The organism is Arcobacter vandammei, from assembly GCF_016106035.1.
GTDB classification, from domain to species: domain Bacteria; phylum Campylobacterota; class Campylobacteria; order Campylobacterales; family Arcobacteraceae; genus Aliarcobacter; species Aliarcobacter vandammei.
Genome location: NZ_JADKPZ010000001.1, coordinates 182,356 through 195,756, shown reverse-complemented (window position 1 = coordinate 195,756; position 13,401 = coordinate 182,356). Strand labels below are relative to the sequence as shown.

The 13,401-nt window shown below is 28.8% G+C and carries 13 protein-coding genes; 6 read left to right on the top strand and 7 right to left on the bottom strand.

Features of this window, described 5'->3' with window-relative positions:
* Nucleotides 1-111 precede the first annotated feature (111 nt).
* The 7 genes from IQC44_RS01060 to rsmA all read right to left on the bottom strand — a co-directional run bounded on the left by IQC44_RS01060 (nt 112) and on the right by rsmA (nt 8,320).
* Nucleotides 112-1,509, bottom strand: a complete 1,398-nt coding sequence (locus IQC44_RS01060) for a PhoH family protein (RefSeq protein ID WP_198304343.1) — start codon at nt 1,507-1,509, stop codon at nt 112-114.
* Nucleotides 1,510-1,513: 4 nt separating this feature from the next.
* Entirely contained in the window at nt 1,514-2,020 is a 507-nt protein-coding gene (gene hemJ, locus IQC44_RS01055; protein ID WP_198304342.1) for a protoporphyrinogen oxidase HemJ, read from the bottom strand.
* A gap of 551 nt (nt 2,021-2,571) precedes the next feature.
* Nucleotides 2,572-3,756, bottom strand: coding sequence for a replication-associated recombination protein A (locus tag IQC44_RS01050; protein ID WP_198304341.1), 1,185 nt, complete (start codon nt 3,754-3,756; stop codon nt 2,572-2,574).
* Nucleotides 3,740-4,552 (bottom strand): pseudouridine synthase, encoded by an 813-nt coding sequence (locus IQC44_RS01045; RefSeq protein WP_198304340.1) that lies wholly within the window; start codon nt 4,550-4,552, stop codon nt 3,740-3,742. Before IQC44_RS01045 ends, IQC44_RS01050 begins: the two co-directional genes overlap by 17 nt.
* Nucleotides 4,549-5,511 carry a KpsF/GutQ family sugar-phosphate isomerase gene (locus tag IQC44_RS01040; protein ID WP_198304339.1) on the bottom strand — a complete coding sequence of 321 codons (963 nt, stop codon included), beginning with the start codon at nt 5,509-5,511 and terminating at the stop codon, nt 4,549-4,551. The genes IQC44_RS01045 and IQC44_RS01040 overlap by 4 nt, the downstream gene beginning before the upstream one ends.
* 9 nt (nt 5,512-5,520) lie before the next feature.
* Nucleotides 5,521-7,539 (bottom strand): ribonuclease J, encoded by a 2,019-nt coding sequence (locus tag IQC44_RS01035; protein ID WP_198304338.1) that lies wholly within the window; start codon nt 7,537-7,539, stop codon nt 5,521-5,523.
* Nucleotides 7,523-8,320 (bottom strand): 16S rRNA (adenine(1518)-N(6)/adenine(1519)-N(6))-dimethyltransferase RsmA, encoded by a 798-nt coding sequence (gene rsmA / locus IQC44_RS01030; RefSeq protein WP_198304337.1) that lies wholly within the window; start codon nt 8,318-8,320, stop codon nt 7,523-7,525. Before rsmA ends, IQC44_RS01035 begins: the two co-directional genes overlap by 17 nt.
* 70 nt (nt 8,321-8,390) lie before the next feature.
* On the opposite strand from rsmA, the gene hisF reads away from it, so the two are divergent.
* From hisF to IQC44_RS01000, 6 genes are all read left to right on the top strand, one after another.
* Entirely contained in the window at nt 8,391-9,152 is a 762-nt protein-coding gene (gene hisF / locus IQC44_RS01025; RefSeq protein ID WP_198304336.1) for an imidazole glycerol phosphate synthase subunit HisF, read from the top strand.
* Between the two features lies 1 nt (nt 9,153).
* The gene (locus IQC44_RS01020; protein WP_198304335.1) at nt 9,154-9,846 is read left to right on the top strand and encodes an SIMPL domain-containing protein; all 693 of its coding nucleotides are present in this window, start codon (nt 9,154-9,156) and stop codon (nt 9,844-9,846) included.
* Nucleotides 9,843-10,388, top strand: coding sequence for a phosphorylase family protein (locus IQC44_RS01015; protein WP_198304334.1), 546 nt, complete (start codon nt 9,843-9,845; stop codon nt 10,386-10,388). The genes IQC44_RS01020 and IQC44_RS01015 overlap by 4 nt, the downstream gene beginning before the upstream one ends.
* Complete coding sequence (gene rlmN, locus IQC44_RS01010) at nt 10,388-11,470, top strand: dual-specificity RNA methyltransferase RlmN (protein ID WP_198304333.1); 1,083 nt, start codon at nt 10,388-10,390, stop codon at nt 11,468-11,470. Before IQC44_RS01015 ends, rlmN begins: the two co-directional genes overlap by 1 nt.
* An 89-nt stretch (nt 11,471-11,559) precedes the next feature.
* Nucleotides 11,560-12,969 carry a glutamate--tRNA ligase gene (gltX, locus tag IQC44_RS01005; protein ID WP_198304332.1) on the top strand — a complete coding sequence of 470 codons (1,410 nt, stop codon included), beginning with the start codon at nt 11,560-11,562 and terminating at the stop codon, nt 12,967-12,969.
* A 52-nt stretch (nt 12,970-13,021) separates the two neighbouring features.
* The gene (locus tag IQC44_RS01000; RefSeq protein ID WP_198304331.1) at nt 13,022-13,303 is read left to right on the top strand and encodes an RNA recognition motif domain-containing protein; all 282 of its coding nucleotides are present in this window, start codon (nt 13,022-13,024) and stop codon (nt 13,301-13,303) included.
* Nucleotides 13,304-13,401 lie beyond the last annotated feature (98 nt).

The window sequence follows — 13,401 nt, the reverse complement described above, 5'->3', positions numbered from 1 at the left end:
TGTGTATTCCTTTGCAAATTTAATTGTGTATTATATCACATTATTTATATCTTGATGCTGGGGATTTATCCCCAAATATTAAGTATGAAAGATTTTTATAAAAAAGTATTATTAAAATATTGTTTCAGCCCACTCTGTAATAGGTCCTCTTAAAACTTTTTCAAGTTTTATTGCAAAAATATTTACATATTTATTCTCATTTTTTGTTGATTTCAAAAGAGTTGTTAGTGCATTTGTATATTTATTTACATAGAAGTTGTCAATTTGCTTATTTGAACCTAGAATTACTACTTTACAAGAGTCATCAATTCTTGATAATACCATCTGCATAGTTTTATTTGACATATTTTGAGCTTCATCAATTATAATAAATGAGTTGGATAGTGTTCTTCCTCTCATCTCTCCTACCCACATAGTCTCTATTCCATAAGTTGATATTAACTGCTCAACTCTAGCATTTACTTCGCTATCTTCAAGTGGAGTATATGGAACTTCAACTCTTTTGCTTCTTTTTCTTTTGTGTTCACTTCTTACGATATAATCTAAACTATCCATAAGAGGATGGTTATAAATTCTAAATTTCTCTTCAAGCCCTGGTAAATATCCAACATCTTCTCCTTTATCTAAGGATTCAATAGAGTTTCTTATATAGATAATCTTTTGGAAATACTTTTGCTTTACAAGCTTTAAAGCTCCACTTAATGCTAAAAGAGTTTTTCCACTTCCAGCTTTTGCTTCTACAATTAATACATTATAAAAGTGATTTATTAGTGCATTTGAGAAAAATAGTTGCTCTTTATTTAAAGGAGTGATTATCTGATTTCTTATCTCCTCTTCATCAAGAAGTTTTATCTTTTTGTTTTGGATTGATGCTAAAATAACTTGATCAGAGTGTTTTACTTTTAAGCAATATGAGAACTCATTTTCTTTATGTTCTTTATCAAACTTTATTATCTCTTGATTATCTAGAAGCTCCAAATCTTCAAAGTTTATCTCTATATTTTTGATAAAGTTGAAATCAAAATCTATACTATCTTTACCATGAAGTGCATCAGTTTTTATATCAAGACTTAAAGCTCTTGTTCTTGCCATAATATCCATAGAGATAAAGTTTATTTTATTTTCATAATAATCTTCTATTTCACTTGCTAGTTCTAAAATTTTTCTATCATTTAAAATATTTAAAGAGATATTTTTACTTGATATTTTATACTCATCTTTTGAAATAATATCAATAAAGGTATTTTTATTATTTATAAGATTTATTCTAATGATTTTTTTGTCTTGATAAGTTTCTGAACTTATTATATTTGAATTTTCTAATATTCGTGCAAACTCTCTTGCTTGGAAATTTATCTCATCATAACCACTTTTTTTGCTATCAATTTCATCTAAAACTGTTTCTGTAAGAATGATTAGATTTTTTCCATCATCACTTAATCTAAATATATTTGTAGCATCTTCTAGTAATATATTTGTGTCAAGTAAGTAATATTTCTCAAAACTCATCTATTTAAGCCTTTTTGTTATTTATAATTTTGTAACAAATAAATGTAAAAAGAAGAACTACAATAGCTGTAAATATCCAAGATAAATTTTTTGTTATCACATAAGTAACTATTAAAATAGCTAAACCTGTTGGTATTTCATTGTACATTCTAAAAAATCTTCCATTTTTATTACAACTATAATTTGCTAAACTCTTTCTAAATTTTGTTAAAGATATTGCATAAGCAATCATAAGTAGAAGGGCTACAATCTTTGCAATCATCCAATCTTGGCTTAATAGAACTGGATTTAATATTATCATAGCAATACCACTTAAAAGTGTTACAGCCATTGCTGGATGTCCTATATAAGCATCTATTTTAAGCTCTTGTATCTTTACAACTTCAACAAACTCTTTTTTATCAATATTTTCTACATGATATACAAAGAGTCTAGGAAGATAAAATAACACCGCCATCCATGATAAAACTGCTATTACGTGCAGACTTAATACCCAAGTGTAATATTCCATATTTTCTCCATTTATTATTTGATTCTATTTTAGTATAAAGTGTTTTAAAAGATAACTTATCTTAATTTTTTTATATAAATATAAAATGTTATATAAATAAATTTTACTTTTTTTCGAGCTTCTCTTACTTTTCTTTTTACAAAGAAAAGTAACAAAAGAAAATCGTTTGCTCGTTCCAAAATAGCTAAAAAATTTATAACAAGCCTAAAAACTCAAAACTCACTTCGTTCAAACAGTTGAGTTTTTTAAACGGCTTTTATATAAATTTTTCTTCACGCCATTTTGAAAATGCAAACCTTTTGCCAAAGGCAGTTCATAAGCTCCTTTGGAAAATTAAAGAATATTGCCGTAAGGCAATACCATTGCTTTGCAAGGGACACTTTATTTTTTTAGGATAAAGATTTTTGTAAGTAAATTTCGTTAAAAAATGAAACTGTTTGAAGCAAACTTTAGTTTGCAAGTTTTTCATTTTTAGAAATTTATGTCAAAAATCCCTAAAAAAGTAACTCGTGTCTCGATTTTGCATACTTTTTTAAAAAGTATGAAAGAAACTAACCTTTATTTCTAATCTTTTTAATCCACTCATTTAAAGTTTTTTCATATCCTACATCTAAAGATTGATAAAGCTTTAAATCCTCTTTTAAATACTCTTGTTCTACATATCCACCAAAATCATGTGGATATAAATATCCAATATGTTGGCTATCTAAATGCTTTGGAATATCTAGTATTTTTCCACTTTTGATTTGTTCAAGAGCTTGATTTATAGCTTTATATGCACTATTTGATTTTGGACTTGATGCTAAATAAACAGCACATTGAGAAAGTATTATCCTAGCTTCTGGATAGCCTATTTTATTACAAGCTATCATTGTACTTGTTGCTAAATTTAAAGCATTTGGATTTGCATTTCCAATATCTTCACTAGCAAAGATTACAAGTCTTCTAGTGATAAAATCTACACTTTCCCCACCTTCTATTAACCTTGCCATATAGTATAAAGCTGCATCAATATTTGAACCTCTTAAAGATTTTATCATAGCACTTGCTAAATCATAGTGTGTAGAACTTGAACTAACTCCATCTCCAATTGCAGTTGATCTTAACTCTTTTAAAGTCTTTATATCAATCTCTTTATTGATTTTATATGCAAAGTTTAAAAGTGTAAGCATTGCTCTTGCATCACCAGAGCTTGAGTTTATTAAATACTCTTTTGTTTCTGTATCAAGTTTTATATCAAAATCTTTTAAAACTTTATCAAGTATTTTTAACATATCTTCAAAGGTAAAAGCTATAAATTCGTAGGTAAATGATCTTGATCTTATAGCACTAGTAAGTGTGAAAAATGGATTTTCTGTACTTGCTCCAATAATTTTTGCACTATAATTTTCCATAATAGGAAGTAGAACTTCTTGTTGATTTTTTGAAAGTCTATGAACTTCATCTATAAAAATTAAAGGTTTAATAAAACTATCTTTATGTCTATCAAATACCTTTCTTAAATCTTCTACTTTTATAGTTGTTGCATTAAAATAGTAATAATCACTTCCTAGTTCTTTTGCAATAATTTTTGCTAGTGTTGTTTTTCCAGTTCCAGGTTTTCCATAAAAAAATAGGTGTGGAATATCTTTTTGTTTTATTAATTTATATAGGGCTTTATCACAGCCTATAATATGAGATTGACCAACAAACTCATCTAGGCTTGTTGGTCTATATTTATTAGATAGATCTATCATTTTCTTCATTTAGGAAAATTCTAAGATTTTTATACTCCTCTTTTGTAAGGAATCTTGATTTTCCTGTAGGAAGATTATTTAGACTAACTCCTCCATACTCTACTCTTTTTAAATCCATAACATCAAGATTAAAGTGGGCAAAAAATCTTCTAAGCTCCCTATTCTTTCCTTCGCTTATTACAACTTTTATTTTTGAGAATTTTTCTCCATTTGTTTGAATATCATAAGCTAAAAATGGAGCAAAAGTCATAGATTTTATAGCAGTTTTTGCATAAGCACCTTTTCTTGCATCTTCAATCGTAATTCCTTGTTGCATTGCTTGTTCAATTGCTGGAGTTATATATCCACTTACTTTTACTTTATATACTCTTTCAAGATTTGAGTGCATTAAACTATTTACAACATCAACACTATCGCTTAAAAGCAATAATCCTTCACTAGCATAATCAAGTCGCCCTACACTCAAAAAGTGCTTATATTTGCTCTCTAAACCATCATAAATCGTCTTTCTACCTTGAGGATCACTTTTTGTTACTAGTTCTCCTTTTGGTTTGTTATAAACTATAACAGTGTAGAGTCGATTTTTATCTTCTTTGATAATCTTTTTACCAATTTCAACTTTATCTGTTGTTTTAACTTTTGTAGCTAAATCTGTAACAACTTTATTATTTACTCTTACAAGCCCATCAGCGATAATTTTATCTGCTTCTCTTCTTGAGTAGTTGCTATTGTGCGAAATAAATTTATTTAATCTTACTATTTCATAATGTTCTTTTTTTTCTAACTCTTTTTTCATTTTATACCTGCTTCAATAAGATCGTGAATATGTAAAATTCCTACAAGTTTTTTACTCTTATCTGTAACAATTAATAGTTGAATTTTATAATTTTCTATTATTTGTAGAGCATCACTAGCTAGTAAATTTTCATCATCAAATGTTCTTGGGTTTAATGTTGCAATATCTTCAACTTTACAGTCAATTGAAAAATCTTTTTTCATTAATGCTCTTCTTAAATCGCCATCACTTAAAATACCAATCACCCTATTTTGCTCATCTTCTATAATTACTGAACCCAATCTTCCACTACTCATAGTAATAATGGCATCTTTTAATTTTGTTTCACGTGAAACAATTGGAAGATTATCTTTTCTAAGTAAATCAGAAATTTTTACAAAAAGTTTTTTACCCAAAGATCCACCTGGGTGGAAAGAGGCAAAATCCTCCTTTTTGAAATCTCTTTTTTTCATTAAACAAACAGCAAGAGCATCACCCATTGCCATTGTTAAAGTTGTAGAAGATGTTGGAGCAGTATCAAGAGGACAGGCCTCTTTTTCTACTTCAATATTTATAAAATAGTCTGAATATTTTGCCAAAGTTGAATTTGGATTTTTTGCCATAGCAATCATCGGGATATTTAATCTTTTCAGATGTGGCAAGATTTGAATAAGCTCTTCACTCTCTCCACTATAAGAAATTGCTAAAACAATATCCTCTTTCCCAATCATTCCTAAATCTCCATGCATAGCTTCTGTTGGATGAAGAAAAAATGAGCTAGTTCCTGTACTTGCAAGTGTTGCAGCAATTTTAGCTCCAACAAGACCAGATTTTCCAACTCCTGTAACAATTAGTTTTCCTTTTGAGTTTACGATTAGATTTACGATATTTTCAATATCAAAAGAGATAGAGTTTGAAGCTCTCTCTAACTCTCTTGCTTCAGTTAGTAAAACTTCTTTTACTATCTCTTTGTAGTTCATATTTTTACCTTATTGTACAAATATAGTTGGAACAATCATTGGGTATTTTTTGTATTTTCTTACACAATGTTTTCTTACAACTTTTCTTAATTCATCTTCTAAAATTCTTGAATTTTTAAATATACCTGGTTTTGCATTTACAAGGAAAGTATTTAAGATATCTTCTATCTCTGTTGTAAAAAATCTATCTTGTTTATCAGAGATAAATCCAAAACTAGCAACTTTTGGTTTACCTTCAAGAGTTCTATCATTTTCATTGATTTGTGCAACAATCATAACTATTCCCTCTTTTGCCATAGTTTGTCTATCTATTACAACATCATCAGAAATCTTATTATTTAAAGTATTATCTATGTAAACTTTACCAGATTTTACAGTTTTCACTTTTTTAAGATATTTTGGATTAACTTCAACTTGCTCACCATCACCCATTACATAAACATTTCTTTCTAATACACCACAGTCAACTCCAGTTTCTCCATGTTTTAAAGCATGGTTATACTCTCCATGAACTGGTAAGAAGAATTTAGGTTTGATAAGCCTTAGCATTAGTTTTTGCTCTTCTTGAGCGGCATGTCCAGATACGTGAATATCTGCATAATCTTGGTATGCAACTTTAGCCCCTGCTTTTAAAAGATGATTAATAATCTCTGAGACACTTCCTTCATTTCCTGGAATTGCTTTTGAAGATAAAATTATTTGATCTTCTGGTTTGATTTTTATATGTCTATGTTCGTGAATTGCCATTCTATATAAAGCACTCATAGACTCACCTTGACTTCCAGTTGTTACAATCATAATCTCTTTATCACTATATTTATTTACCTCATGAGCCTCAATAAATTGGTCTTTTGGAAACTTGATATATCCTAAAGTCATAGCAATATCTAGGTTTTTCTCCATAGAACGACCTATAACACAGATTTTTCTTCCATATTTTAGAGCTTTTTCAATAGCTTGTGCAACCCTATGAATATTTGAAGAGAAAGTACTCATAATAACTCTTCCTTTTGTAGTAGAAAAAATTCTTTCAAAGGTAGGTCCTACAGCTTTTTCTGTTTTTGTAAACCCTGGTGAGTGAGAGTTTGTTGAATCAGATGTTAAAACTAAAACTCCCTCTTCTCCATAGTGTGCAAGTCTATGAATATCTGTTGGAAAACCATCATAAGGAGTATGGTCGATTTTGAAATCTCCTGTATGTATCATCGTTCCAGCAGCAGTTTTAATCGCAATTGCAGATGAGTCAATAATAGAGTGAGTAATATGCATCCACTCTATTTCAAAATCATTTCCAATTTTAATTGGTACTCTTTTTGAAATAGCTCTAAATAAGGCTCTATGCTCTCTCATTTTATGCTCATCAAATTTACTTCCAATCATTTCAAGTGGAAGCGGACTTCCATAAATAGGAAATTGCATCTCTTTAAATAAATAAGGCATAGCACCAATATGGTCTTCGTGTCCGTGAGTTATAATAACAGCAACAATTTTATCTTTTATCTCTCTAAGATATGTAAAATCTGGAATTAAAATATCAACTCCATGCATTTCACCATCAGGAAAACTCATACCAACATCTACAACAATTGCCTCATTTTCAGTTTCAACAACCATCATATTTCCACCAATTTCATTTAACCCACCAAGTGGAGTAATTCTAATTTTGGCATTTGTATTTAAGTTTAGTTTATAGTGTGGGTTTAATCTATCTTTATGAATTTTTTCATTTATCATATAAGATTTTTTAAGGTCATTTGTCCAACCATCACCAGAAGTAGGCATATCTTTATTTATAAATTTTGGTTTATTTGGCTTTTTCTTTTTAAAAGGAGGTTTTTTGTTTGGGTTTTGCTCATCAATTGAGTTGTTTTCCAAAGTAGTTTCACCATTTTGTTCTTTAAACTCTCTATTTTGTTTATAATATGGTTTATTTTGTCGTCTTTGAGGTTTTGTATCTTGAGTGTTTTCTCTTACAGTTTGTTCGCTCGTTATCTCATTATTTGTTTCGTTTTTAGTTATCTCTTCCATTTTTTACCTTTGTATACATTTGGCTATACAAAGATGAACTAACTTCATGGGGTCTTAGGTTTTCATTTAAATTTAACTCATTAAAAATAGTTAAAATTTCAGATTTATCCAAAATAGAGCTAAGGTTTTTTGATAGTTTTTTTCTTGGTTGTGTAAAACATACTTTTAAAAATCTATTAAAATCCTTATCAAATTTTGCATTTAAATCTTTTTTTATATAAAGAATTGAAGATGTTACTTTTGGCATTGGGTCAAATGCCTCTTTAGGAACATCAAAAAGAATTTTTGACTCTTTAGAAATAGTCTGTGTAATTATTCCTAAAGATGAATACTCTTTATCATTTACATTTGCAGAAAATTTTTCTGCTACTTCTTTTTGAACCATTACTATAATATGTTCGCAAAGTTCATCTTCAAATGCTCTTAATATAATATTTGTTGCAATATAGTATGGTAAGTTTGCTATTAAGTCATATTTACCACTATGTAGAGATTTTAGCTCATCCCAAGCCTTCAAAACATCGATATGTTTCAAAACAAATCTTTTGTTTTCCATCTCTGTTGCAAATTTATCTTTCAAAATACCAATTAAATCGGTATCAACCTCATAAGCTGTCACATCTTTGTACTTGACTAAATTTTTAGTCAAATCACCTAATCCAGGCCCTATTTCTACAATATGATTAGAATTTTGGGGCATCGATTGGATGATTTTGTGTAGTATCAAATCATCTTTTAAAAAATTTTGTCCGAACTCTTTTTTTGCTTTTACTTTTTCCATAAGAAGCGATTATATCTTTTTTTAACTTACAATTAGGTAATATTTTTAACTAATTTTTAAGGAAATAGAATTGAATAATCTAACAAAAAGAATAATCCCTTGCCTTGATGTAAATAATGGAAGAGTTGTAAAAGGTGTAAATTTTGTAGGTCTAAAAGATGCTGGAGACCCTGTTGAAATAGCAAAAAGATACAATGATGAAGGAGCAGATGAACTTACGTTTTTAGATATTAGTGCAAGTGTTGAAAATAGAGGAACTATTGTAGATATTGTAAAAAATGTAGCAAAGGAAGTTTTTATTCCGCTTACTGTTGGTGGTGGAATTAGAAACTTAGAAGATATTTATGCTCTTTTAAATGTAGGTTGTGACAAAATCTCTATAAATTCAAGTGCCGTAAAAACTCCAAACTTAATTGATGATGGAGCAAAAAGATTTGGAAGCCAATGTATTGTTGTTGCAATTGATGTTAAAAAAGTTGCAAATGGACAATATAATGTTTTTGTAAAAGGTGGACGAGAAGATACAGGAATTGATGCACTTTCTTGGGCAAAAGAGGTAGAAAATAGAGGTGCAGGAGAGATACTACTTACTTCTATGGATACAGATGGTGTAAAACAAGGTTTTGATTTAGAAATTACAGAAAAAGTATCAAAAATAGTAAATATTCCAGTAATTGCAAGTGGAGGTGCAGGTAATATGCAACATTTTAAAGAGGCTTTTGATTGTGGTGCAAGTGCGGCTCTTGCTGCTTCAATATTCCATTTTAAAGAGGTTGATATTATGGATTTAAAAAGATATTTACAACAAAACAACATAAATGTGAGACTGTAAAATGAGAAAGATATTAGCAACAGCCCTACTTTTAGGAACTTGTGCATTTTCTTATGAAGTAAATTTTAATAAAAGTTTCTCAAAAAGTGTAAATGCTGATACCTTGGCAACAAATATTAATATTAGTGTAGAAAAAAAAGATGAGAAGAGTATAAATATTGAATTAGAAAAATTTAATAATTTTCTTAAAAATACAAAAAATATTACAATAGAAAATACAAATTATAATTTGACTCCAAAATATGAATATATTAATAATAAATCAGTTTTCAAAGCTTATGTAGGAAGTAGTAATTTTACTATAAAATCTGATGATAGTACAAAAATAAATAGCTTTTTAAATGATTTGATGGAGCTTAAAGAGAACATAAAATCTAACGATTTAAAACTTAATATTGGAAATTTATCTTGGGAATTAAGCAATAAATTACAAACAACAATAACAGATGAATTAAGGTTAGAATCGCTACTTTGGATTGAAGATTATTCAAAAGAGTTATCAAAAAAGATAGTAAAAAAATGTGAAGTTAAAAATGTATTTATAAATGAAGAGCACTCAAATATTATGCCAAGATACAAAACAATGGCTGTAGCTATGGATAGTGTAGAAAGAGTATCTGCAAGTGATATTACACCTTTAAATACAGAACATAATATGAAAATAAATACAAACTTTATATTGGATTGTAAATGATAGTATGTGCAGGAAGAAGTGAGAGCTTTCCTTTTGCAACAAATATAGGAGTTGGTCTTATAGAAAGTGCTATAAATCTTACAAAAATATGTCTTTTTAATAAACCAGAATATATTTTATTTATTGGAAGTGCTGGAAGCTATGGAAAGTATAATATTTTTGATATTGTAGAGTCGAAAAGTTCAAGTAATTTAGAACTATCATTTCTTCAAGATTTTGCATATACTCCACTTGATAATGCAGTTAAAATTGATACAACTTTAACTACAAGTGAAGTTATCGTAAATAGTTCAAACTATATTTCTACAAACGAAAATTTATCAAAAGAGTTTTTAGACTATAATATTGACTTAGAAAATATGGAGTTTTTCTCAGTTTTATCTGTGGCAAAAGAGTTTGAGATACCTGCTCTTGGGATTTTTGTAGTTACAAATTATACAAACTCTAATGCACACAATGATTTTATAAAAAATCACAAATCTGCTATGGAAAAATTAATAAATTACTTAGAAGAAAAAAATATAATAAAAGAGGCAAAATAGTGGCGAAATTTGATGAGTCATCAATATATGACTACACACTTGATGAGTTAAAAGAGAGATTAAAGCCCTCTTTTAGAGCAAAACAAGTTTATAACTGGCTATATAAAAAGTATGCAACATCCTATGATGAGATGAAAAATCTTCCAAAAGAGCTTATAATTGATTTAAAAGAGAATTACCCAATAGATATTTTAAAAGTTGTAAAAAAAGAACTTAGTAGCGACGGAAGTATCAAATATCTTTTTAAATTAAGAGATAATCACACTATTGAAGCAGTACTTCTTTTGATGAAAGATAAAAAAATTGATGAAAATGGGCAAATAATTAGAAGTGAAAAGTTTACAGTTTGTATATCTTCTCAAGTTGGCTGTAAAGTTGGTTGTAGTTTTTGTCTAACAGCAAAGGGTGGGTTCGTGCGAAACCTTACAGTTGGAGAGTATATAGCTCAAATTGTACATATAAAAAGAGATAATGATATAGCTGAAAACAAGGCTTTAAATATTGTTTATATGGGAATGGGTGAACCGCTTGACAACTTTGAAAACTTTGTAAAAGCAGTTGAAATTTTCTCAGAACTTGATGGTTTGGCAATTAGTAGAAGAAGACAAACAGTTTCAACTTCTGGAATTGCAAGTAAGATTAAAAAGTTAGGTGAAAAAGATTTACAAATTCAACTAGCAATTTCACTTCATGCTGTTGATGATGAGTTAAGAAGTGAGCTTATTCCTATGAATAAAGCTTATAATATAGCTTCAATTATACAAGCAGTTAGAGAGTTTCCTGTTGATACAAGGAAAAAAGTTATGTTTGAGTATTTGGTAATAAAAGATAAAAATGATAGCCTTGATGCTGCAAAAAAACTGGTAAAACTTCTTGAAGGAATTCAAGCAAAAGTAAATTTAATCTACTTTAATCCATATCCAGGTACAACATATCAAAGACCACTTGAAGCTGATATGATAAAGTTCAAAGATTTTCTAAACTCAAAAAGTGTTATTTGTACAATTAGAGAGTCAAAAGGGCTAGATATTAGTGCTGCTTGTGGACAGTTAAAAGAGAAGGAGTTAAATGCCAATTCTTGAAGTAGGATTAATCATATTTATATTAATTTTTGTAGTAATTGCAGGTGTAGGATTTTATATATACAATAATAAAGATGAGGAGAAATAAGATGACAGTAACTAGATTTGCACCAAGTCCAACAGGATATTTACATATAGGAGGTTTACGAACTTCACTATATAGTTATTTATGGGCAAGAAAAAATGGTGGAGTTTTTAGACTTAGAATTGAAGATACAGATTTAGCAAGAAATAGCGAAGAGGCTTTAAAAGCTATTATCGAAGCTTTTAATTGGGTAGGTTTAAGCTATGATGGAGAAGTTGAATATCAATCAAAAAGAATGGATATTTATAAAAAATATATCGATATTTTACTAGAGAATGGAAATGCTTATAAATGCTATATGAGTAAAGAGGAGTTAGATAGTTTAAGAGCATCTCAAGAAGCGGCAAAGCAAACTCCAAGATATGATGGAACTTGGAGACCAGAAGATGGAAAAACTTTACCACCAATCCCAGCAGGAGTTGAGCCAGTTATTAGAATAAAAGCTCCAAAAGATGGGGAGATTAGATTTGTTGATGGGGTAAAAGGTGATATGAAATTTGATTCATCTTTTGTTGATGATTTTGTAATAGCAAGAAGTAGCGGAGTTCCAACATATAACTTTGTTGTAACAATTGATGATATGTTAATGCAAATGACAGATGTAATAAGAGGAGATGACCACCTTTCAAATACTCCAAAACAGATAGTTATTTACAATGCTTTAGGAGTAAAACATCCAAATTTCTACCATGTTCCAATGATAAATAACCCTGAAGGTAAAAAACTATCAAAAAGAGATGGTGCTATGGATGTTATGGATTATAAAAGATTAGGATATTTACCTGAAGCATTATTAAACTTTTTAGTGCGACTTGGTTGGTCAAATAAAGATCAAGAGATTTTCTCAATGGATGAAATGCTAGAACTTTTTGACCCAAAAAATATAAATAAATCAGCATCTGCTTATAATGCAGAGAAATTACTATGGCTAAATAGTGAATATATAAAAGCAACTTCAAATGAAAGATTAGTCGAAGAGTTGAAATTTTTTGATTTAGATTTAAGCACTTATTCTAAAAAAGATGAGATTTTAAACCTTTCAAAACAAAGAGCAAACACTCTTTTGGAACTTAAAAAATCTATTTTAGATATAAAAGATAAGCCAGAAGAATATGAAGAAGCAGGTGTTAAAAAATTTGTTAAAGATGATACAAGTGTTATTTTAAAAGAGTATTTAGAACTTTTAGCAAATAATAAAGATAGTTTTTCAAGTATAGAAAACCTTGAAAATTTAACAAAACCTTTTATTGAAGCAAAATCTTTAAAGTTCCCTCAACTATTCCAACCAATAAGAATAGCATTAACAGGAGGAACACAAGCTCCATCTGTTTATGATATACTGTTTATTTTAGGATTTGAAGAAGTAGAAAAAAGAATTTTAAAAGCTTTGGAAAAAAATTTTAAAAACTCTTGATTTAGATTTTTTTTTAAGGCATAATGTCTAACTTTTTCAAAGGATAAAAAATATGAACATTTACGTAGGTAATTTATCGTACAAAATGAACGATAAAGATTTAGAAGCAGTTTTTGCTAAGTTTGGTGCAGTTAAAAGTGCAAAAATCATCATGGATAAAGAGACAAACAGATCAAAAGGTTTTGCTTTTGTTGAGATGGAAGATGCTGCAGCTGGAAATGAGGCAATTGAAGCTTTAAATGGTAAAGAAAACGAAGGTAGAACTTTAAGAGTAAATGAAGCTAAACCAAGAGAAGACAAACCAAGAGATAGCAGACCAAGAAGAAACTTCTAAGACTGTTTTGGGGTTTTAACCCCAACTCTTTTAAATACTATTATCTTAAAATAATACTTAACTAATCAAAATTATCAAATTATTACAAAATTTCTTAA

What these genes read in the sequence shown, in the direction of transcription:
- IQC44_RS01060 (WP_198304343.1), bottom strand. Translation starts at nt 1,509, where the DNA reads ATGAGTTTTGAGAAATATTACTTACTTGACACAAATATATTACTAGAA.
- hemJ (WP_198304342.1), bottom strand. Translation starts at nt 2,020, where the DNA reads ATGGAATATTACACTTGGGTATTAAGTCTGCACGTAATAGCAGTTTTA.
- IQC44_RS01050 (WP_198304341.1), bottom strand. Translation starts at nt 3,756, where the DNA reads ATGATAGATCTATCTAATAAATATAGACCAACAAGCCTAGATGAGTTT.
- IQC44_RS01045 (WP_198304340.1), bottom strand. Translation starts at nt 4,552, where the DNA reads ATGAAAAAAGAGTTAGAAAAAAAAGAACATTATGAAATAGTAAGATTA.
- IQC44_RS01040 (WP_198304339.1), bottom strand. Translation starts at nt 5,511, where the DNA reads ATGAACTACAAAGAGATAGTAAAAGAAGTTTTACTAACTGAAGCAAGA.
- IQC44_RS01035 (WP_198304338.1), bottom strand. Translation starts at nt 7,539, where the DNA reads ATGGAAGAGATAACTAAAAACGAAACAAATAATGAGATAACGAGCGAA.
- rsmA (WP_198304337.1), bottom strand. Translation starts at nt 8,320, where the DNA reads ATGGAAAAAGTAAAAGCAAAAAAAGAGTTCGGACAAAATTTTTTAAAA.
- IQC44_RS01020 (WP_198304335.1), top strand. Translation starts at nt 9,154, where the DNA reads ATGAGAAAGATATTAGCAACAGCCCTACTTTTAGGAACTTGTGCATTT.
- IQC44_RS01015 (WP_198304334.1), top strand. Translation starts at nt 9,843, where the DNA reads ATGATAGTATGTGCAGGAAGAAGTGAGAGCTTTCCTTTTGCAACAAAT.
- gltX (WP_198304332.1), top strand. Translation starts at nt 11,560, where the DNA reads ATGACAGTAACTAGATTTGCACCAAGTCCAACAGGATATTTACATATA.
- IQC44_RS01000 (WP_198304331.1), top strand. Translation starts at nt 13,022, where the DNA reads ATGAACATTTACGTAGGTAATTTATCGTACAAAATGAACGATAAAGAT.